General features: G+C 71.5%; 22 protein-coding genes and 2 pseudogenes. 17 read left to right on the forward strand and 7 right to left on the reverse strand.

Features of this window, described 5'->3' with window-relative positions; translation table 11 throughout:
* Window positions 1-409 (forward strand): DUF4010 domain-containing protein (locus Y694_RS12385; RefSeq protein ID WP_036232865.1); only part of this gene is annotated, 409 nt, incomplete at its 5' end.
* Between the two features lie 4 nt (window positions 410-413).
* Here Y694_RS12385 and Y694_RS22590 read toward each other — a convergent pair.
* On the reverse strand, window positions 414-782 hold the full coding sequence (locus tag Y694_RS22590; protein WP_011831064.1) for a TraR/DksA family transcriptional regulator: 369 nt from the start codon (window positions 780-782) through the stop codon (window positions 414-416).
* A 19-nt stretch (window positions 783-801) separates the two neighbouring features.
* Window positions 802-1,245, reverse strand: coding sequence for a universal stress protein (locus Y694_RS12395; RefSeq protein WP_036232868.1), 444 nt, complete (start codon window positions 1,243-1,245; stop codon window positions 802-804).
* Between the two features lie 208 nt (window positions 1,246-1,453).
* Between Y694_RS12395 and Y694_RS12400 the strand changes: the two genes are divergently transcribed.
* The 7 genes and pseudogenes from Y694_RS12400 (at window position 1,454) to Y694_RS12430 (ending at window position 7,583) form a co-directional block, all read left to right on the forward strand.
* Complete coding sequence (locus Y694_RS12400) at window positions 1,454-1,843, forward strand: TraR/DksA C4-type zinc finger protein (protein ID WP_081771370.1); 390 nt, start codon at window positions 1,454-1,456, stop codon at window positions 1,841-1,843.
* Window positions 1,844-1,871: 28 nt separating this feature from the next.
* Window positions 1,872-2,939: a S1C family serine protease gene (locus Y694_RS12405; RefSeq protein ID WP_051495744.1), complete on the forward strand. Its 1,068-nt coding sequence runs from the start codon at window positions 1,872-1,874 to the stop codon at window positions 2,937-2,939.
* Between the two features lie 106 nt (window positions 2,940-3,045).
* Window positions 3,046-4,440: a CmpA/NrtA family ABC transporter substrate-binding protein gene (locus tag Y694_RS12410; RefSeq protein WP_011831060.1), complete on the forward strand. Its 1,395-nt coding sequence runs from the start codon at window positions 3,046-3,048 to the stop codon at window positions 4,438-4,440.
* 15 nt (window positions 4,441-4,455) lie between these two features.
* Window positions 4,456-5,343 (forward strand): nitrate ABC transporter permease, encoded by an 888-nt coding sequence (ntrB, locus tag Y694_RS12415; RefSeq protein WP_036232870.1) that lies wholly within the window; start codon window positions 4,456-4,458, stop codon window positions 5,341-5,343.
* A gap of 309 nt (window positions 5,344-5,652) precedes the next feature.
* On the forward strand, window positions 5,653-6,579 hold the full coding sequence (locus tag Y694_RS12420) for an ABC transporter ATP-binding protein (RefSeq protein ID WP_036232873.1): 927 nt from the start codon (window positions 5,653-5,655) through the stop codon (window positions 6,577-6,579).
* Window positions 6,580-6,650: 71 nt separating this feature from the next.
* A pseudogene (cynS, locus tag Y694_RS12425) lies at window positions 6,651-7,093 on the forward strand (cyanase).
* Between the two features lie 16 nt (window positions 7,094-7,109).
* Complete coding sequence (locus tag Y694_RS12430; RefSeq protein ID WP_036232875.1) at window positions 7,110-7,583, forward strand: nuclear transport factor 2 family protein; 474 nt, start codon at window positions 7,110-7,112, stop codon at window positions 7,581-7,583.
* Window positions 7,584-7,614: 31 nt separating this feature from the next.
* Here Y694_RS12430 and Y694_RS12435 read toward each other — a convergent pair whose 3' ends face one another.
* Genes Y694_RS12435 through Y694_RS12450 form a run of 4 tightly spaced genes read right to left on the reverse strand, consistent with a single transcriptional unit; the run spans window position 7,615 to window position 10,732 of the window.
* Window positions 7,615-8,058 (reverse strand): rhodanese-like domain-containing protein, encoded by a 444-nt coding sequence (locus Y694_RS12435; RefSeq protein WP_036232877.1) that lies wholly within the window; start codon window positions 8,056-8,058, stop codon window positions 7,615-7,617.
* Window positions 8,059-8,094: 36 nt separating this feature from the next.
* Window positions 8,095-9,015, reverse strand: a complete 921-nt coding sequence (locus tag Y694_RS12440) for a YihY/virulence factor BrkB family protein (protein WP_036232880.1) — start codon at window positions 9,013-9,015, stop codon at window positions 8,095-8,097.
* A 39-nt stretch (window positions 9,016-9,054) separates the two neighbouring features.
* On the reverse strand, window positions 9,055-10,452 hold the full coding sequence (locus tag Y694_RS12445; RefSeq protein ID WP_231497665.1) for a PLP-dependent aminotransferase family protein: 1,398 nt from the start codon (window positions 10,450-10,452) through the stop codon (window positions 9,055-9,057).
* 52 nt (window positions 10,453-10,504) lie between these two features.
* Entirely contained in the window at window positions 10,505-10,732 is a 228-nt protein-coding gene (locus Y694_RS12450; protein WP_155935824.1) for a hypothetical protein, read from the reverse strand.
* Window positions 10,733-10,836: 104 nt separating this feature from the next.
* Here Y694_RS12450 and Y694_RS12455 point away from each other — a divergent pair, with 104 nt between their 5' ends.
* The 9 genes and pseudogenes from Y694_RS12455 to Y694_RS12495 all read left to right on the forward strand — a co-directional run bounded on the left by Y694_RS12455 (window position 10,837) and on the right by Y694_RS12495 (window position 18,961).
* Window positions 10,837-11,319, forward strand: a complete 483-nt coding sequence (locus Y694_RS12455) for an MSMEG_0572/Sll0783 family nitrogen starvation response protein (protein ID WP_011831052.1) — start codon at window positions 10,837-10,839, stop codon at window positions 11,317-11,319.
* 141 nt (window positions 11,320-11,460) lie between these two features.
* Complete coding sequence (locus Y694_RS12460) at window positions 11,461-12,537, forward strand: Nit6803 family nitrilase (protein WP_036232884.1); 1,077 nt, start codon at window positions 11,461-11,463, stop codon at window positions 12,535-12,537.
* The gene (locus tag Y694_RS12465) at window positions 12,500-13,579 is read left to right on the forward strand and encodes an MSMEG_0568 family radical SAM protein (protein WP_011831050.1); all 1,080 of its coding nucleotides are present in this window, start codon (window positions 12,500-12,502) and stop codon (window positions 13,577-13,579) included. Before Y694_RS12460 ends, Y694_RS12465 begins: the two co-directional genes overlap by 38 nt.
* Window positions 13,576-14,163 carry an MSMEG_0567/Sll0786 family nitrogen starvation N-acetyltransferase gene (locus Y694_RS12470; RefSeq protein ID WP_197028786.1) on the forward strand — a complete coding sequence of 196 codons (588 nt, stop codon included), beginning with the start codon at window positions 13,576-13,578 and terminating at the stop codon, window positions 14,161-14,163. The genes Y694_RS12465 and Y694_RS12470 overlap by 4 nt, the downstream gene beginning before the upstream one ends.
* A gap of 10 nt (window positions 14,164-14,173) precedes the next feature.
* Window positions 14,174-15,201, forward strand: a pseudogene (locus Y694_RS12475) (sll0787 family AIR synthase-like protein).
* Window positions 15,194-16,462, forward strand: a complete 1,269-nt coding sequence (locus Y694_RS12480) for an MSMEG_0565 family glycosyltransferase (protein ID WP_036232886.1) — start codon at window positions 15,194-15,196, stop codon at window positions 16,460-16,462. Before Y694_RS12475 ends, Y694_RS12480 begins: the two are co-directional and overlap by 8 nt.
* 26 nt (window positions 16,463-16,488) lie before the next feature.
* Window positions 16,489-16,773: an MSMEG_0570 family nitrogen starvation response protein gene (locus Y694_RS12485; RefSeq protein WP_011831046.1), complete on the forward strand. Its 285-nt coding sequence runs from the start codon at window positions 16,489-16,491 to the stop codon at window positions 16,771-16,773.
* A 23-nt stretch (window positions 16,774-16,796) separates the two neighbouring features.
* Window positions 16,797-18,083 (forward strand): MSMEG_0569 family flavin-dependent oxidoreductase, encoded by a 1,287-nt coding sequence (locus Y694_RS12490; protein WP_036232889.1) that lies wholly within the window; start codon window positions 16,797-16,799, stop codon window positions 18,081-18,083.
* Complete coding sequence (locus Y694_RS12495) at window positions 18,080-18,961, forward strand: Pnap_2097 family protein (protein WP_231497666.1); 882 nt, start codon at window positions 18,080-18,082, stop codon at window positions 18,959-18,961. Before Y694_RS12490 ends, Y694_RS12495 begins: the two co-directional genes overlap by 4 nt.
* On the opposite strand, the gene Y694_RS12500 is transcribed toward Y694_RS12495, so the two are convergent.
* On the reverse strand, window positions 18,951-19,970 hold a 1,020-nt coding region (locus tag Y694_RS12500), incomplete at its 5' end, for a murein transglycosylase A (protein ID WP_036232893.1). The two genes, Y694_RS12495 and Y694_RS12500, sit on opposite strands and share 11 nt — an antisense overlap.

Genomic DNA, 19,970 nt, shown 5'->3' on the forward strand with positions numbered 1-19,970 from the left:
CGGGCTGCTGTCGCTGCGCACGGCCGGGGCGGTGCACGAACCGCCGGCGGGTCCGCCGCGCAGCGCGCTGCGACCGCGGGAAGCGCTCGCGGTGGCACTGACGCTCGGCCTGGTCGCGCTGCTGGTGGGCAATGCGCAACGCCACTACGGCGATGTCGGACTCGAGCTGAGCGTGGTGCTCGCCGCGCTGGTCGATGCGCATGCGCCGATCGCATCGCTGGCCGCGCTGCACGCGGCGGGCGAACTGCCGACCGAGGCCCTGCTGCACGGCGTTCTGCTCGCCGTCAGCGCCAACACGGTGACGCGCTGCGGTGTGGCGATGGTGGCGGGAGGTCGTGCCTACGCACTGCGCGTCGGGCTGGCGCTGACCGTCAGCCTGACGCTTGCCTGGAGCGTCTCGTGGTGGTGAGCCGTCAGGTGCGATGGACCGCCCGGTCGGCCTGCTCCTGGCAGTCCAGGCAGTGGCGGGCCTCGGGCAGCGCACGAAGCCGCGGCAGACCGATCGGCTCGCCGCAGCGCTCGCAGTGACCGTAGCTGCCGGTGTTCAGCCGCTGCAGCGCGGCGCTCACCTCGTCGAGCTCGCGCTGCCAGTGGCTGATCAGCGTGATGTCGAGCTCGTCTTCGGCGTCGGCCGCCGCGCCTTCGCTGCCGGCGACGAAGGTGTTGCCGGTGGCCGCCGCGGGCTCGAGCAGCCGGGCGCGGTGGGCGCGCAGCTCATCGCGCAGTCGGGCCTCGCGGGCCAGCAGGTCGTCGCGGAGGTCCGCGCAGGGTCGGGTGTTCATGCGGAGGGTCCTCGAGATTTCAATGCAGCATCAGCAGCGGCAGCTTGCTGCGCACCATCACGCCCCGGGTCTGCGAGCCGAACAGCCACTCGCCGAACAGTCCGCGACCGTGCGTCACCATCACGATCAGATCGCAGCCGCGCTGGCGTGCGGCGTCCGCAATGGCGGCGTCGATCTCGTGGGCCTGCGCGAAGCAGCCTTCGAACGGAATGCCGGCGTCGCTGGCGCGCCGCTCGAACGCCGACAGCACGCTGCGTGCATGTTCGGCCGCGACCTGGGCGTGGGTCTCCAGGTCGCGCAGATAGCGGGCCGCGCTGTGGGTCGAACCCGCGGGGGGTGTGGGCGGCTCGGCGATGAACGCGGTGATCGACGCGCCGAGCTGGCGGGCGAAGTCGATGCTCGCCTGCATCGCGCGTTCCGACAGCGCGCTGCCGTCGACGGGAACCAGAAGGTGCTTGAACATGAGAAGGTGCCTCGATCGGAAGCCCGCCAGTCGTTCCAGTCTAGGAGCCGCGACGGCGCCCGGACTTGTCCAGGATCAAGTGCAGAGGCTGCGGGCGCGTGGTCCTTCGGGCGGCGTGCTTGATGCAGCGCAAGCCACGGCGGGGGGGGCTGGCTAGAGTGTTCCGGACGCCGCGCACGGAGCGCGAGCAAGGAATCGGAGGTACTCCATGCGCCCGACGCTGACGACTCTTCGGACGGTGAGCTCCGGCGCGCCTCGCGGTGTCTGCCCCGCCGGGCTCCAGGAACCGACCCGCAGCCTGTTGCGGCACCGCTTGATCGACCTGGAGCGCCGTCTGGTGGACATGGCCGAGACGATCACCACCCGCCTGTGCGATGGTGCAGCCATCGCCGAATCCGCCGCGCCGCGGCCCGACGCGGTCGTGCTCGGCGAGGTGCGCGCGGCGCTCGCGCGGTTCGAGACCGGGCGCTATGGTCATTGCGTCGAATGCGGCGCACCGATCGAGCCGGCGCGCCTGATCGAGCGGCCACAGGCCGGCCGCTGCGAGGATTGCGAACACGAACACGAGCACCATGCCGGGCGTGCGGCCTGTTCATGAACCGCCGCGATCCGTGGCCTCGGGCCGGGTGAGCGGCGCGAAGGCCCGCTGGCGCCGCACAGTGGGAGCGGCGGCGCTCGCCGCGGCCGGTGCGTCCGCGCTGCTGACGTCGTGTGCCCACCCGAAGGCGCCCGATGCGGACCCGCCGCGCATGCCGCCGGCAAGCTTTGCGCCGGCCCTGCGGCAGGGGCTCTCGGCGGCGGTGGGCGTGTTCGGTGTCGGCCTGGAGTATTCGGCCGCCGAACTGCAGAAGCCCGAGGCCCGGCGTCGCGTCGGTGCAGGACGCGTGGCCGACCGCATCGGCGCCGGCTTCGTGATCTCCGGCGCCGAGGGCCTGATCGTCACGGCCTCGCATGCGGTGGCCGGCAGCCAGCGCATTGCGGTCCGGCTGCCGGACCGGCGCATCGTCGCCGCCACGCTGGTGGGCGAGGACGAGATGGCCGACATCGCGCTGCTGCGCGTGCCGCTCGTGCTCCCGGAGCCGCCGCCACAGGGCCGTTCGGCGGCGCTGCGGCCAGGCGACTGGGTGCTGGCGGTGGGTGAGCCCTACGGACTGAACCGGTCGGTGGTGGCCGGCATCGTCGGCGGGACCGACCGTCATTTCGCGGAGGACCAGGAGCTGCTGTTCATCCAGAGCGACCTCGCCCTCAACCCGGGCAACTCGGGCGGACCGCTGCTCGACGGCAGCGGCGCGATCGTCGGCATGAACACCCGCACCGTCGTCGGCTCCGAGGGCTCCGGCGGCGTGAGCCTGTCGATCCCGATCGAGATCGTGATGCAGATCGTCGGCGAGCTGCGCGACCAGGGCCACGTTGCCCGGCCTCGGCTGGGCGCCGAGTTCGACGACGTGGCGCCCTTCGTCGCGCTGGACGCGCGCCGGGCCTATGCGTCCGGGGCGCGCGTCGGCGAGGTCGGCCTGGACTCGCTGGCCGAGCGCATCGGCCTGCAGGTGGGCGACATCATCGTCGGCATGAACGGCCGTCCCATCGGCCACAGCGGTGACCTGGCGCGGGCGCTGCTGGCCTGGCGCTCGGTCAGCGGCACGACGCTGACCGTGTTCCGCGAGCAGGCCTACCTGGAGCTGCGCCTGCAGTAGGCCACCGTGTAGGGCCTCCCCTACAAAACATCGCCGCTGCGCACGATCGCGCGCGGCACACGCCTTCCCTAGCATCGATCCCGAGCCACAACGCAAGGGGTGCCCGATGAGTGATGCGCGCGATATCGACCCGTACGATGCCGACCGGCCGCTGCTGATGCGGTGCAGCTGCGGCCGCCACGGCTCCGCCGCCGAGCACGCGGCCGAGGACGCCAGCACCGAGCTGCGCCGCCGCAGCGAGACGGCCGACTTCGAGGCCGACTCGAATGCCTTCGTTGAGGCCACGCTGGTGAAGGCGCTGTTCCCGCAGGATGCGGTGCGGCGCCGTTTCCTGCGTGCGGTGGGCAAGGGCACGGCGATGGCGGCCATTGCCAGCGTGCTGCCGATCGCCCCGCTGCAGGCCCTGGCGCAGGCCGCCGCGGCGCCCGAGAAGAAGGACCTGAAGATCGGCTTCATCCCGATCACCTGCGCCACGCCGCTGATCATGGCCCACCCGCTGGGCTTCTACTCGAAGCAGGGCCTCAATGTGCAGGTGGTCAAGACGGCCGGCTGGGCGCTGATCCGCGACAAGATGCTCAACAAGGAGTACGACGCCACGCACTTCCTGAGCCCGATGCCGCTGGCCATCAGCATGGGCGTGGGCTCCAACGCCACGCCGATGAACGTGGCGACGATCCAGAACACCAACGGCCAGGCGATCACGCTGCACGTCAAGCACAAGGACAAGCGCGACCCGAAGGACTGGAAGGGCTTCAAGTTCGCGGTGCCGTTCGAGTACTCGATGCACAACTTCCTGCTGCGCTACTACGTGGCCGAGGCCGGGCTGGACCCGGACCGCGACATCCAGATCCGCGTGGTGCCGCCGCCGGAGATGGTGGCCAACCTGCGCGCCGGCAACATCGACGGCTACCTCGGCCCGGATCCCTTCAACCAGCGAGCGGTGTTCGAGGAGGTGGGCTTCCTGCACCTGCTGACCAAGGACCTGTGGAACGGCCACCCGTGCTGCGCCTTCGGCACCAGCACCGAGTTCATCCAGCAGAACCCCAACACCTTCGCGGCGCTCTACCGCGCGGTGCTCACCGCCGCGGCGATGGCGCGCAAGCCCGAGAACCGCGAGCTGATCGCCAAGGTCATCTCGCCGCAGGCCTACCTGAACCAGCCCGAGACGGTGGTGGCGCAGGTGCTGACCGGCCGGTTCGCCGACGGCCTGGGCAACGTGAGGAACGTGCCCGACCGCGCCGACTTCGACCCCATCCCCTGGCAGAGCATGGCCGTGTGGATGCTCACGCAGATGAAGCGCTGGGGCTACGTGAAGGGCGACGTGAACTACCGGCAGATCGCCGAGAAGGTGTTCCTGCTGACCGACGCCAGGAAGACGATGAAGCAGCTCGACCAGAAGGTGCCCGACGGCGCCTACCCGAAGTTCACGATCATGGGCAAGGTGTTCGACCCCGAGCAGCCCGAGCCCTACCTCGGCAGCTTCGCGATCAAGCGCACCTGAGCGGATCGGACGGCCATGGACGGAACCCGTTCGCTCGACCTGCGCGCCGGCCTGCTGTCTGCGCTGATCCTCGCGCTGCTGCTGGGCGTGTGGCAGCTCGCCACGCGGCCGGCGGCGGGCAGCGCGGCGGCGCCGGCCGCGACGATGACGCCGGAACAGATCGAGTACGCCCGCCTGCTCGGCAAGGAGCCGGGTGCCGAGGCCGGCTCGACCGCCGGCCGCTCCGGCTTCCCGACACCGGCCCAGCTGGGCAGCAAGATGACCGAGCACCTGTCGCGCCCGTTCTACGACAACGGCCCGAACGACAAGGGGATCGGCCTGCAGCTTGCCTATTCGCTGGGGCGGGTGGGGCTGGGCTTCGCGCTGGCGGCCCTGGTCGCGATCCCGCTGGGCTTCCTGATCGGCATGAGCCCGCTGGTCTACCGTGCGCTCGATCCGTTCATCCAGGTGCTCAAGCCGATCTCGCCGCTGGCCTGGATGCCGCTGGCGCTCTACACGATCAAGGACTCGTCGATCAGCGGCATCTTCGTGATCTTCATCTGCTCGGTCTGGCCGATGTTGATCAACACCGCCTTCGGCGTGGCCGGCGTGCGGCGCGAATGGCTCAACGTGGCCAGGACGCTGGAGGTGAGCCCGCTGCGCAAGGCCTTCGAGGTGATCCTCCCGGCGGCGGCGCCCACCATCCTGACGGGCATGCGCATCAGCATGGGCATCGCCTGGCTGGTGATCGTGGCCGCCGAGATGCTGGTCGGCGGCACCGGCATCGGCTACTTCGTGTGGAACGAGTGGAACAACCTGTCGCTCACCAACGTGATCTTCGCGATCCTGGTGATCGGCGTGGTCGGCATGCTGCTGGACCTGCTGTTCGCGCGGGCGCAGAAGGCGGTGACGTATGTGGATTGACCTCCTTCGTTGTTCGCGGGCCGCTTCGGCGTGCGGCCCGAGGGCGGTGGCCTGCGCGAGCTTCACTGTGCCGCCTTCGCCTGCCGGCGAAGGTCCGCTGCGCTGCTCGCTCCGCGAGGGCGCCCGCACAGCCCACCGCCCTCGGGCCGGGATGCAGCGGAGGGATTCGACCACTGCAACGCACGGTGCGTCTGGCAAGGGTGAGGCTGAGGCCGCGGGCGCGCCTCTGGTACCCCAGCGAAGCGACCGCGGCCTCAGCCTCACCCTTGCGTGCTCGGTGCAAGCAAGCCAGATGCGCAAGACCGGCCCATGCCCATGAACTCACCCACCCCCTTCCTCAAGATCGAGGGCTTGGCCAAGACCTACCCCGGCTCCTCCGAGCCGGTGTTCGACGGTGTCAACTTCGGCGTTGCGAAGGGCGAGTTCGTCTGCATCGTCGGCCACAGCGGTTGCGGCAAGACCACCATCCTCAACGTGCTCGCGGGCCTGGAGCAGGCGAGCGCCGGCCACGTGTTCATGGACGGCCGCGAGGTCGCCGGCCCGAGCCTCGAACGTGGCGTGGTCTTCCAGGGCCATGCGCTGATGCCCTGGCTCAGCGTGCGCCGCAACATCGCCTTCGCGGTGCGCAGCAAGTGGCCCGACTGGGCCGCGTCGCAGGTCGAGGCGCAGGTCGAGAAGTACGTGACGATGGTCGGCCTGGGGCATGCCATCGACAAGAAGCCGTCGGCACTGTCGGGCGGCATGAAGCAGCGCGTGGGCATCGCGCGCGCCTTCGCGATCGAACCCAAGATGCTGCTGCTCGACGAACCCTTCGGTGCGCTCGACGCGCTGACGCGCGGCAGCATCCAGGACGAACTGCTGAAGATCTGCGCCGAGACGCACCAGACCGTCTTCATGATCACGCACGACGTCGACGAGGCCATCCTGCTGGCCGACAAGATCCTGCTGATGAGCAACGGCCCGCAGGCGCGGGTGGCCGAGATCGTGCGCAACACCATGCCGCGCGACCGCCAGCGCGCCACGCTGCACCACGACCCGCAGTACTACCGCATCCGCAACCACCTGGTCGACTTCCTCGTCGCGCGCTCGAAGGACCTGGCGCACGGTCGTGCGCCGGCGTTTCCACCCGAAGTGCATCCGGGCGTCGATGCCTCGCCGGAGGCTGACACCGAACCCGCCGCGCTGGTCACCGGCGTGGCCTCGCCGAACCGGGTGCCGCTGCAGCGAGTGGTGTGAGCGATGTCATCCGCTCGTCCACGCACGCCCTCGATCACCCCTCCCTTTGTCCCACCCCACCGGAGCACGCCATGAGCCGTCTCGAAGTCACCGAAAAGATCGTCGCCACCAAGGTGGCCAAGGGCCTGAAGTGGTCCGATATCGCCGCCAAGGTCGGCCTCAGCAAGGAATGGACGACGGCGGCCTGCCTCGGCCAGATGACGCTGACGAAGGAGCAGGCCGGCATCGTCGGCGAGATCTTCAGCCTCAGCGATGCCGAACAGAAGTGGCTGATGGTGGTGCCCTACAAGGGCTCGCTGCCCACCACCGTGCCCACCGACCCGCTGATCTACCGCTTCTACGAACTGGTCAGCGTGTACGGCACGACCTTCAAGGAACTGATCCACGAGGAGTTCGGCGACGGCATCATGAGCGCGATCGATTTCAAGATGGACCTGCAGCGCGAGCCCACCCTGCCGGCGACCGGGTCAGCATCACGATGAGCGGGAAGTTCCTTCCCTACAAGACATACTGACAGCAGGATCTGCGTCATGACCACCGAGACCCGACCGCCCGTTCCGCCCTTCACCGTGGAGAGCGCAAGCCGGAAGGTGCGCCTGGCCGAGGACGCCTGGAACACCCGCGATCCCGACGTGGTGGTGCGCGTCTATACCGAGGACACGCGCTGGCGCAACCGAAGCGAATTCCCGTTCGGCCGCGAACAGGTGCGCGCCTTCCTGCAGCGCAAGTGGGCGCGCGAGCTGGACTACCGGCTGATCAAGGAGCTGTGGGCCTGCGACGGCCCGCGCATCGCGGTGCGTTTCGCCTACGAATGGCGCGACGACTCGGGCCAGTGGTTCCGCAGCTATGGCAACGAGAACTGGGAGTTCACGCCGCAAGGCCTGATGGCACGCCGCTACGCGAGCATCAACGACCTGCCGATCGTCGAGGGCCAGCGTCTCTTCACGTGGCCGCTCGGACGGCGCCCCGACGATCACGCCGGCTTGAGCGAACTGGGGCTCTGACGCGGCGACGGCGCTCGCAGGCGCCGCGCGTTCAGCGTGGTGGCGGCGCCTCGGTCGGGAAGTGGCGCCCGGTCCACTCCTTCATGCCGCCGTCCACATAGCTCACGTTGGTGTAGCCCTGCGCCTGCAGCATCGCGGCCAGCTTGCTGGAGCGGTTCTGCGTGCGGCAGATCAGCAGCACCGGCCGGGCCGGATCGCGCGGGATCTCGGACTGCCGCTCCTTGATCTGGCTCAGTGGCAGGCGCAGTGCGCCCGGGGCGACGCCGGTCGCGGCGTGCTCGTCCGGTTCGCGGATGTCGATCAGCAGGGCCTGGCCGGCGGCCGCGGCGGTGCGCGCCGTTTCCAGGTCGACCTTCGGTGCGGCAGGCAGCGCCTGCGCGCGGGCGGCGGCCGGCAGGGTCAGCGTGGCGCAGGCCGCCGCCTGCAGCAGCGCGCGCCGTGCGATGCGGGCGTGTGGATTTGGGGTCGGGGTCATGGCGCCTCCTGCTCGGCCTTGCGCTGGCGCCACAGCTTACGCCTGCGCGGACGGCGGGCGCGGTACCAGTTCGCGCTGCACGGCCATGGCGGTGGCGCGCGGCACGATTGGGCGGCCACGCGCCTCCAGGTGGGCGCGCGTGAACGCGGCACCGAACAGCAGGATCAGCGACGAGTAGTTGACCCACACCAGCAGCAGCACCAGCGAGCCGGCCGCGCCGTAGGCCGAGCCGGCGGCGGTGTGGGTGAGGTAGAGCGCGATCAGCGAGCGCCCGATCGTGAACAGCCCCGCGGTGACGGCCGCACCCATCCACACGTCGCGCCAGGCCAGCACCACGTCGGGCAGGATGCGGAACATCGCGGCGAACAGCAGCGTCACCACCCCCAGCGACAGGCCGATGTCCAGCAGGCCCAGCGTCCAGGCCGGCACCGGCAGCCAGGCCTCGGCGAACACCATCACCGCACGCACCGCCACGCTGAGCAGCAGCGAGACCAGCAGCACGAAGCCGATCGCCAGCACCACGGTGAGCGACAGCACGCGGGTCTTGACGAGCAGCAGCAGCGTGTTGCGCGAGGGGCTGGGCGCGACCGACCAGATCGCGTTGAGCGACTTCTGCAGCTGCGCGAACACCGTGGTCGCGCCCAGCAGGATCAGCCCGAAGCCCAGCAGCGTGGGCCACAGGCCGTTGCGCTCGAAGCGCGCGCCGGCCACCGCCGACTGCACGAAGCCGGCGGCCTGCGCGCCGATCACGGCCTCGAGCTGCGCCATCAGCTGGCCCTGCGCGGCCTGCTCGCCGAGCACCAGGCCGATGACCGCGACCGCGACGATGACCACCGGCGCGATCGAGAACACCGTGAAGAAGGCCAGCGCCGCGGCGTACACGAAGGCCTGGCTGTCCAGCCAGTAGCGGGCCGCGCTGCGGACGACGGCGAACCAGTCGCGGAGGAGCTCGGGCATGGGCGCATTGTGCCGCCGAGCCCTGGGCGCCGGACCGGCCTACATCACGGTGGCGTGCGGATGCAGCGGGTGGTCCAGCGTGTCGGCGATCAGCCGCAGCGCGGCGTCGCAGTCCTCGCGCGTCAGCGGGCCGCCGAGGCAGATGCGCACCGCGTCCGGCGGATCGCCGTCGGTCGAGAAGGCGGCGCTGGCCACCACGCCGACGCCCTGGGTGCGCAGGTAGGACGCGAACTCCACCGTGCTCCACGACGAGGACAGCGGCAGCCAGAGGTGGAAGCCCTCCGGCTGCGCCTGTACCGCGTGGCGCGCCAGGTGGCGGGCCGCCATCGCCTGCCTGGCGATCGACTCGTTGCGGATCGCCTGCAGCATCGCCTGCGCGCTGCCGTCGACGACCCAGCGGGTGGCCAGCGCATTGGTCACCGGCGACGCCATCACCGTGGTGGCGCGCAGCGCGCCGGCCAGCCGCTGGGCCTGGCGTTCGCTGGGCGCACTGACGTAGGCGGTGCGCAGGCCCGCGCCGAGACACTTGCTGAAACCGGTGACGTAGTAGGTGAGCTCCGGCGCCAGCAGCGCCAGCGGCGGCGGCACCTCGCGCGGCAGCATCGAGTAGGCGTCGTCCTCGACGATCGGCACGCTGTAGCGCAGCGCGATGTCGGCCAGCGCCTCGCGCCGCCGCTTCGAGGTGGTGAGCGTGGTCGGGTTCAGCAGCGTCGGGTTGCAGTACAGCGCCTTGGGCTTGAGGGTCTTGCAGGCCTGTTCGAAGTCGGCCGCACTCGGGCCTTCGTCGTCGAGCGCCAGCGCGTGCAGCTGCACGCCGAGCTGGGTGGCGATCGCCTTGATGCCCGGGTAGGTGAGCGACTCCACGCACACCAGCTCGCCCGGCCGCGCCAGCTGCGACACCAGTGCGGCCAGCGCGCTGTGGATGCCGGGGCAGACCAGCACGCGCTCGGCGCTGCAGTCCGGCAAACGGTGGCGCAGCCACTGCACCGCGGCGTCCTTGTCCTCGGGCGAGCCGCCGAAGTCCTGATAGCGCATCAGCGTGTACAGGTCGCTGCGGGCCATCAGCTCGCGGGCGCTGTCGCGCAGGCGCTCGACCAGCGCCGGGTCCTCGGGCTCCGGCGGCAGGTTCATCGTCATCTCCGCGCCGCTGCCGCCGCGCAGCGGCACGGCCGGGCTGCGCCCGCGCACGTAGGTGCCCATGCCGGGACGCGAGTCGATCAGCCCGCGCTTGCGCGCCTCGCCATAGGCGCGCGCCACCGTGGTGTAGTTGAGCCGCAGGCTGTCGGCCAACTGGCGCAGCGTGGGCAGGCGCTCCTGCGCGCCGAGCCGGCCGGTGCGCAGGTCCTCGGCGATCAGGTCGGCGATCAGCAGGTAGGCGGGCCGGTCGCTGCCCTCGAGTCGGCGCAGCCAGTGCTGCATGGGTTTGGCGGCGGCCATGGGGATGAAGGGCGAGGGCAGGGGGTCGGGGATGGCGCATTGATTGCATCGTTCATGCCATCACCGGGTGGCCCGCGGCGAGCGACGGTGCCCAGGTGCGGTGCGCCGAGGGCCGTTGATCGGAGGCATTGATCGCATCGCGGCGCCTCACGCCGGTGCGTGCATTCCCCTGTGGAAAAGGGGTCTTGCCACGCCCCGGCGAGCCTTCGAAAAAGAAGCGGTCGACGGCGACCGCGCCGCGGCTTCTTGATCGCCCATTGATCGCATCGCCGGGCTGCACGGCGGGGCCGCCGTGGCACACCGCGTGCAAAGAGCCGGCTGCGCTCAGCGCCTTTCTTTCCTCCTTCGACCCCTGTCAACCGCCAACCGCCAACGGAGTCCGCCATGCCCAAAGTCACCCGCCCCGCCAACGAGAAAGGCGAGTTCCTCGTCGACTACGAAGAGAAGGTCTTCGAGGACGTGAAGGCCGCCCCGGGCGAGAAGGCCCTGGTCACCTTCCACACCGTCGCCTTCGAAGGCTCGATCGGCTTCGTCAACCTGCTGCAGGCCACGCGGCTGCAGCGCAAGGGCTTCGAGACCTCGGTGCTGCTCTACGGCCCCGGCGTGACGCTGGGTGTCAAGCGCGGCTTCCCGACGCTCGGCGACGAGGCCTTCCCCGGTCACCAGAACTTCAACAACCAGATCGCCAAGTTCATCGCCGAGGGCGGGAAGGTCTACGCCTGCCGCTTCGCGCTGCAGGCGCTGTACGGCCACGGCGAGGGCGCGCTGATCGAGGGCATCCGCCCGATCAGTCCGCTGGACGTGCTGGACATCATCCTGCTGCACCGCAAGGCCGACGCCTTCATCCTCGACACCTGGACACTTTGAACACCCCGTTGCGGCTGCGCCGCTCCCCCTCGAAGGGGGCGACGCTGGCGGGCCGGCGGAGCCGGACCCGCGGCGTCCACTCGGTGGGCCGTGCCTCGGCCTGCGCCCGGCTTCTCGTCGAACCGTCATGGAGATCCTGAGATGAGTTCCCCTCGCACCGTCCGCGCTGCCGCGGTCCAGATCGCGCCCGACCTCGAGCGGCCCGAGGGCACGCTCGAGCGCGTGCTCGCGGCGATCGACGAGGCGGCCGGGCGCGGCGCGGGGATCGTGGTGTTCCCCGAAACCTTCGTGCCCTACTACCCCTACTTCTCGTTCGTGCTGCCGCCGGTGCTGCAGGGCGCGCCGCACCTGCGGCTGATGGAGCACGCGGTGGTGGTGCCCGGGCCGGTCACGCAGGCGGTCGGCGAGCGGGCCCGCGCGCGCGGCATCGTCGTCGTGCTCGGCGTCAACGAGCGAGACCACGGCAGCCTCTACAACACCCAGCTGGTGTTCGATGCCGACGGTGCGCTGATCCTGAAGCGCCGCAAGATCACCCCGACCTATCACGAGCGCATGGTCTGGGGCCAGGGCGACGGCGCCGGGCTGAAGGTGGTGGACAGCGCGGTCGGCCGCGTCGGCGCGCTGGCCTGCTGGGAGCACTACAACCCGCTGGCGCGCTACGCGCTGATGACGCAGCACGAGGAGATCCACTGCGCGCAGTTTCCCGGCTCGATGGTCGGGCAGATCTTCGCCGACCAGATGGCGGTGACGATCCGCCACCACGCGCTGGAGTCGGGCTGCTTCGTCGTCAACGCCACCGGCTGGCTGACCGACGCGCAGATCGCGTCCATCACGCCCGATCCGGGCCTGCAGAAGGCGCTGCGCGGCGGCTGCCATACCGCCATCGTCTCGCCCGAGGGCAAGGACCTGTGCACGCCGCTGACCGAGGGCGAGGGCATCGTCTATGCCGACCTCGACATGGCGCTGATCGCCAAGCGCAAACGCATGATGGACTCGGTGGGCCACTACGCGCGCCCCGAGCTGCTGAGCCTCCTGATCGACGACCGCCCGGCCACGACCTCGACGTCGATGACCGCGGCCGCCCTTGCCCCTGCCGTTCCCGCGACCTTCCGGAGTTCCTCCCATGAGCACGCCGCCCCTCAGCCCCGCCACGCCCCTGTCGCCGGAGAGCCGCCGGCTGATGACCGAGCTGCAGTCCTTCGGGTTGCGGCTGGCTGACCCGGGTTCGCCGAACGCCGGCGTCGCCAGCCGGCGCGGCGGCGCGGGGCCGTCGGACCACAAGGCGGTGACGGTCGACGGTCACACGATCATGGTGCCGGTGCACACCCACGGCGCCTGGGCCTCGCCCTTCGTCGCCGAGGCGCCCGACGCCGACGGCACGAGCCGTCTGACGCGCGGCAGCATCCCGATCGCGCGCGTCGCCTTCCCGAAGGCGCCGCGCTTCTATGCGCTGCAGACCTTCGACGGCGTGCCGTACTCGCACATCGCCACGCTGCACGGCTCGGACGTGCTGGCGACCACGGTGCTGCAGACCTGCATCCGCTACGAGAGCCGCCGCAAGACCTGCAAGTTCTGCGCGATCGGCCAGAGCCTCGCGGCCGGCCGCACGGTGGCGCACAAGACGCCGGAGCAGCTCGCCGAGGTGGCGCGCGCCGCGGTGCTGCTCGACGGCGTGAAGCACATGGTCATGACCACCGGCACGCCGCCCACGCCCGACCGCGGCGCGCAGGTGCTGTGCGACAGCGCGTTCGCCATCCGTGCGGCGGTCGACCTCCCGATCCAGGCGCAGTGCGAACCGCCGGATACCGACCAGTGGTTCGTTCGCATGAAGGCCGCCGGCATCGACACACTGGGCATGCACCTCGAGGTGGTGACGCCCGAACTGCGCGAACGCGTCATGCCGGGCAAGGCCACGGTGCCGGTCGAACGCTACCTGGAGAGCTTCGAGGCGGCGGTCGGCGTGTTCGGCCGCGGTCAGGTGTCGACCTACATCCTCGCCGGCCTGGGCGACACGCGCGAGGCCATCCTCTCGATCGCCGAGAAGCTGGTGGCGCTGGGTGTCTACCCCTTCGTCGTGCCCTTCGTGCCGATCAGCGGCACGCCGCTCGAGGACCATCCGTCGCCGAGCCCCGAGTTCATGAAGGCTGTGCTGGAGCCGCTGGGTGCGATGGTGAGCGCCGGCGGGCTGCGCTCGGCCGACATCAAGGCGGGTTGCGGCAAGTGCGGGGCGTGCTCCTCGTTGTCGGTCTACGAATCATGATGCGCACCGCTCCCACGGCCCCCGAGCCGATGTGCGACCTGCCCACCGCCTTCACCCCCTGCGAGTTCCGCGTCAAGTGGGCCGATGGTGCCTGGGAGATCAACGAGGCGCGGCGCCTGCGCCGCCTGGTGTTCTGCATCGAGCAGGGCCTGTTCGGCGGCGGCGACGACATCGACGCGATCGATGCACATGCGCAGCCGCTGGTGGCGCTGTCCTGCGTGGGCGGCATGAGCGACCAGGTGGTCGGCACGGTGCGCATCCATCCTGGCCAGAACGAGGGCGACGAGGGTGTGTGGTGGGGCTCGCGCCTCGCGGTGCACCCGGCCTTCCGCAGCCACGGCCGGCTCGGTGCGACGCTGATCCGGCTGGCGGTGAGCAGCGCACGCGCGCGCGGCGCGCACCTCTTCCTGGCGCACGTGCAGGCGCAGAACCGCCCGCTGTTCGAGCGGCTGCACTGGCAGTGGCTGAAGGACGAGACGCTGCACGGCCGACCGCACGGCCTGATGCAGGCCGATCTGGCGCACTACCCGCCCTGCCACGATCCGCTGACCGGCTACGTGGCGCAGAGCCGGGCCCGCGCCTGACGGGGGCCGCATGGAGGATGCAATGCTGGGACAGGGGGGGCTCGACGGGCTCGCCTCGGCGTTGCTGCGCGGGCGCGGCTTCGCACACAAGCGCGACATCAGCGATGTGGTGTCGGCGCTGTCGGCCGCGCTGCCAGGCGGCACCGCCGCGCTGGGCCAGGCGGTGGGCGTCGGCGACGACTGCGCGGCGATCCCCGACGGCGACGGCGGCTACCTGCTGTTCGCGATCGAGGGTTTCGTCGACGACTTCGTGCAGCGCATGCCTGGTTCGCCGGCTATTGCGGCGTGATGGTCAACGTGAGCGACATCTGCGCGATGGGCGGGCGGCCGATCGCCGTGGTCGACGCGCTGTGGAGCCGCGGCATGGCGCCGGGCCAGCAGGTGCTCGAGGGTCTGGCGGCCGCCTCGCAGCGCTATGGCGTGCCGATCGTCGGCGGCCACAGCAACAACCAGGCGGTCGGCGGCCAGCTCGCGGTGGCGATCCTCGGCCGAGCGAAGACGCTGCTGACGAGCTTCAACGCCCGCCCCGGCGACACGCTGGTGATGGCGATCGACCTGCGCGGCGCCTACCAGGAGCCCAACCCCTACTGGGACGCGTCGACCCGCGCGCCGGCCGAGCGCCTGCGCGCCGACCTCGAGCTGCTGCCGGCGCTGGCCGAGAGCGGCCTGTGCGATGCGGCCAAGGACATCAGCATGGCCGGCGCCGTGGGCACGGCGCTGATGCTGCTGGAGTGCTCGCAGGTCGGCGGCGTGATCGACGTGCAGGCGATCCCGCGCCCGCCCGGCGTGCCGCTGCTGCGCTGGCTGCAGTCCTTTCCGAGCTACGGCTACGTGTTCAGCGTGCGGCCGGCGCAGGCAGCCGCGGTGGCGCGGTATTTCGAGTCGCAGGGCATCGCCTGTGCCGCGGTCGGCGAGGTCACGGCGACCCCGCAGCTGCATCTGCGCGACGGCGAGACGAGCGCGCTGCTGTGGGACCTGGCGGCGCAACCCTTCATCGGCGCGCGAGCCGTCGTGCCGCGGGAGCCGGCCCATGTCTAGCCGTCGCCTGCGCATCGGCCTGCTGACCCATTCGGTCCATCCGCGCGGTGGCGTCATCCACACGCTGGAACTGGCCGATGCATTGCACGAGGCCGGCCACGAGGTGACGGTGATGGCGCCGGCGCTGCCCGGGCAGGCGCTGTTCCGCACGCCGCGTTGCGCGGTCGAGCTGGTGCCGGTGGCGCCGGCGCCTGCCGATCTGGCGAGCATGGTCGCGTCGCGCCGCGACGCCTGCATCGACCATCTCGCGCCGCGGCTGGAGCGCGGGCGCGGCTGGGACGTGCTGCACGCCCAGGATGGCATCGGCGGCAACGCGCTCGCGACGCTGCAGGAGCGCGGCCTGATCGACGGCTTCGTGCGCACCGTGCACCACCTCGACCGCTTCGACGATGCGCGCGTGATGGCCTGGCAGGAACGCGCCTTCCTGCGCGCGCGCCAGGTGCTGTGCGTCAGCCAGACCTGGTGCGACACGCTGCGGCGCGAGCACGGCGTGGCCGCGGCGCTGGTTCACAACGGCGTCGACCTGCAGCGCTACGGCCGCCAAGCCGGCGCGGCCGATGCGCGCGTGCGGCGCCGCTTCGGCCTGCGCGTCGGCGCGGCCCACGACGCGCCGGTCTACCTGGCGGTGGGGGGCATCGAGGAGCGCAAGAACACGGTGCGTGTGCTGCAGGCCTTTGCGGCCCTGCGGGCGCGGCAGCCGCAGGCGCAGCTGGTGATCGCCGGCGGTGCCAGCCTGCTCGACCACGACCGCTATGCGCGCGAGTTCACCGAGGCGCTGGCCGCCAGCGGCCTGCGCGTCGGGCCGGGGGCCGACGTGGTGATCACCGGCACCGTCGCCGACGACGAGATGCCGGCGCTGTTCCGTGCCGCCGACGTGCTGGTGATGGCCTCGCTGCGCGAGGGCTTCGGCCTGGTGGTGCTGGAGGCACTGGCCTGCGGCACGCCGGTCGTGGTGTCGCGCCAGGCGCCGTTCACCGAGTACCTGCCGGCCGACGAACCGCACGGCGAGGCCTGCTGGGCCGACCCGCTGAACCCGCTGTCGATCGCCGACGCGATGGCGCGGGCCTGCGAACCGGAGCGCGCGCAGGCGCTGGCCCGGGCCGTGCCCGAGGTCTGCCGGCGCTACAGCTGGACGGCCAGCGCCGCGCGCCACGTCGCGCTGTACCGCGCGATGCGGGCGCTGGTCGGTCATGGCGTGCCGCTCGCCGCGGCGGTGCCCACCGAACCGGCCGCGATGGACGCCGCCCCTGTCGTTTCCTGACCTCACGTTGCCTGGAGATTCGCCCCATGCCCGCGATGCATTTCCACCTGCGCTGGCCCGATCGCAGCGAGACGCGCTGCTACTCGCCGTCGCTGGTGATCAAGGACTACCTCGTCCCCGGCAGCAGCTACCCGCTGCCGGAGTTCCTGGACCGCAGCCGCGAGGCGCTGCACATCGCCTCCGAGCGCGTGCGTGCCAAGTTCGGCTACGCCTGCTCGATGGCGATGGACCAGCTGGCGCAGATCGAGGCCACCGCCGGGCGCTTCGACGCGCAGGCCGAGGTGGAAGTGCTGCGCTTCGACGAAGCCTGACCCGAGCAAGAAGGACCCACGCCATGAACCCCAACGCAGAACACCACAGCGTCGCCATCGTCGGCGGCGGCCAGGCCGGCCTCTCGCTGAGCTACTACCTGCAGCAGCGCGGCATCGACCACGTGGTGCTCGAGAAGCGCTCGCCGCTGCACGCCTGGCGCACGCAGCGCTGGGACAGCTTCTGCCTCGTCACGCCCAACTGGCAGTGCAAGCTGCCGGGCTGGGAGTACGCCGGCAGCGACCCGCACGGCTTCATGAAGAAGGACGAGATCATCGAGTACCTCGATGGCTTCGTGAAGCACGTGGCCGCGCCGGTGCGCAGCGGCCTGACGGTGCAGCGCGCCGCGCCGCGCGCCGGCGGCGGCTTCGAGATCGCCACCTCGCAGGGCCACTACAGCGCCGACCAGCTGGTGGTGGCCTCGGGCGGCTACCACCAGCCCATCATCCCGCGGCTGGCCGAGCGGCTGCCGCGCGATCTGCTGCAGATCCACTCGGAGCAGTACCGCAATGCGCAGGCGCTGCCGCCCGGCAAGGTGCTGGTGGTGGGCAACGGCCAGTCGGGCGCGCAGATCGCCGAGGACCTGCACCTGGCCGGCCGCCAGGTGGTGATGGCGACCGGCGACGCGCCGCGCTGCGCGCGCTTCTACCGCGGCAAGGACGTGGTCGACTGGCTGGCCGACATGGGCTACTACGACATGCCGGTGCACGAGCACCCGCTGCGCGAGGGCGTGCGCGACAACACCAACCACTACGTCACCGGCCGCGACGGCGGGCGCGACATCGACCTGCGCAAGTTCGCGAACGAGGGCATGGAGCTCTATGGGCTGCTGAATGGTCTGGAGGGCGACACGCTGCACTTCAACCCCGACCTCCGCGCCAACCTCGACCACGCCGACCGCATCTACAACGGCATCAACGCCGCGATCGACAAGCACATCGAGAAGGCCGGCCTCGACGTGCCGCCGCCGTCGGTCTACCGGCCGGTGTGGGAGCCGGCGGCCGAGCGCACGCGGCTGTCGCTGCGCGAGTCCGGCATCGGCGCGGTGATCTGGTGCATCGGCTTCTCGCCCGATTTCAGCTGGCTCGACGCGCCGGTGTTCAACGGCCGCGGGCAGCCCGGCCACGTGCGCGGCGTGACCGCGCTGCCGGGGCTCTACTTCATCGGCCTGCCCTGGCTGCACACCTGGGGCTCGGGCCGCTTCTCGGGGGTGGCGCGCGACGCGCTCTACCTGGCCGAGCAGATCGAGGCGCGCGCGCCGGTCGCCGGAACGCCGGCTGCGCGCGAGCTGGCCGAGCCCTGGCTGTCGTGACGGCAGCCGCGCTGCAGTCCGGGCGCTTCGTCGCCGGCATGCCCCAGCTGTGCCCGACGGGCCTGTCGGAGAACTGGCTGCTGAAGGAATGCGGCCACCAGCACTGGCTCGCGCTGGCCCGCCGGCAGGGCCGGGCCCGGCCCGATTTCCGCGACGCCGGGGGCCGCAAGGCCTATGCGGCGTTCACCGCCGTGCGCATCCGCCACGCACGGCTGGACCGGGTGGCGGAGAACGACCGCCTGCGCGTCGTCTCGCGCTGCCTGCCGGTGGGGCGCTCGCAGCACTTCGGCCTGCACGAGCTGCGGGGGCGCGACGGCACGCATGCGCAGGTTGAGATGCTGTCCACCTTCGTGCGGCGCGAGCGCGCCGGCGACAACCGCAGCGTGGTCCGCGCCGCGGTGCCGGCGACCACCGCCGCGCCCGAGGCCGATATCGAGCGGGCCGCGCTGGCCACCTACGCCCTGCAACTGGCCGAGCGGGGACGGGCCCTGCGCAGCGGGCAATGGCAGCCGGACTTCGGGCCGGAATCGGAGCGCGGCGCGCCGTTGCGCGAGTTCCGGTTCCAGCCCTGCCCGCACAACGACTTCAATGGCGCCGACCTGCTTTACTTCGCGAGCTTCCAGGCGATCGTCGACCGCGCCGAGGGGGCGTGGTTCGGCTCGACGGCGCTGCCGCGGCTGGCGGAGCGCGAACTGGCGTTCTACGGCAACGTGAACGTCGGCGAATCGCTGACGGTGCTGCTGCGCGGCGTGCAGGAGTCGCCCGACGGGCTGTCGCACTGGTGCGAGGTGCGACGCGCCGGCGACGGCGCCCGCCTGGCCGACGTGCTGACGCGCAAGCGGCGCGTGCCGGTCGACGGCGCTGGCCTCAGCGCGTGACGGGCCACAGCGCCCACATCCGCAGCGGTTGCTTCATGCGGCCGGCGCGGTCCTCGGCGCCCTCGGCCCAGCCCCAGTAGTAGTCGGCGCGCACGGCGCCGGTGATGGCGCTGCCGGTGTCCTGCGCCATCACCAGTCGCTGCAGTGGCCGCGGCGGGGGGGGCGTGGCGCTCCAGGGCTGCGGCTCGGTGGTGTCGAGCCACACGGGCGTGCCGTAGGGAATGGCGCGCGGATCGACCGCGATCGAGCGGCCCGGCGTCAGCGGCACGCCCTGCGCGCCGACCGCGCCGATCGACGGATCGGGCAGCGGCTCCTCGCGGAAGAACACGTAGCGCGGGTTCGCGGCCAGCATCTCCGACACGCGGCCGGGGTTGGCGCGCGCCCAGGCCTTGATGGCCGGCCACGAGGCCTGCTCCAGCGTGAACGCACCACGCTCGACCAGCCAGCGGCCGACCGACTGGTAGGGTTGGTCGTTGTGGCCGCCGTAGGCGAGGCGCACGGTCTGCCGGCGGCCGTCGGGCTCGGTGATCGCGAGCCGGCCCGAGCCCTGCACCTGCAGCAGCAGCGCGTCCAGTGGGTCGGCGATCCAGGCGATCTCGCGCCCCTTCAGTGCGGCGCGCGCTGCCGGCAGCGTCTCGATCTCGGCGCGCGTGTACCAGGGCTTGCGCAGTGCCAGGTTCGGCGGCGCCGCGTAGAGCGGCACGCTGTAGCTCTTGCTGCGCTGGCGCGAGGCGGCGACCAGCGGCTCGAAGTAGCCGGTGGCGAGGCCCTCGTCGCGACCGTCGAGCGCGGTGACGCGGTAGGGCGTCAGCGTGCGCTGCAGCCAGGCGCGGACGCGGGCGTCGTCGGGCGCATCGAGCGCCTTGGCGCTGGCACAGGCGGTGGCCCAGCCGGGGGCCGGCTTCGAACAGCCGGCCAGCAGCGCCGGCCAGACACGCCCCGTGGCGTCGACCTCCCAGCCGGGCAGGTCGCTCCAGGGCACCGGCTGCCAGCGGGCGTTCTCGCGCAG

It is taken from the genome of Methylibium sp. T29-B (assembly GCF_000576225.1).
GTDB classification, from domain to species: domain Bacteria; phylum Pseudomonadota; class Gammaproteobacteria; order Burkholderiales; family Burkholderiaceae_C; genus Methylibium; species Methylibium petroleiphilum.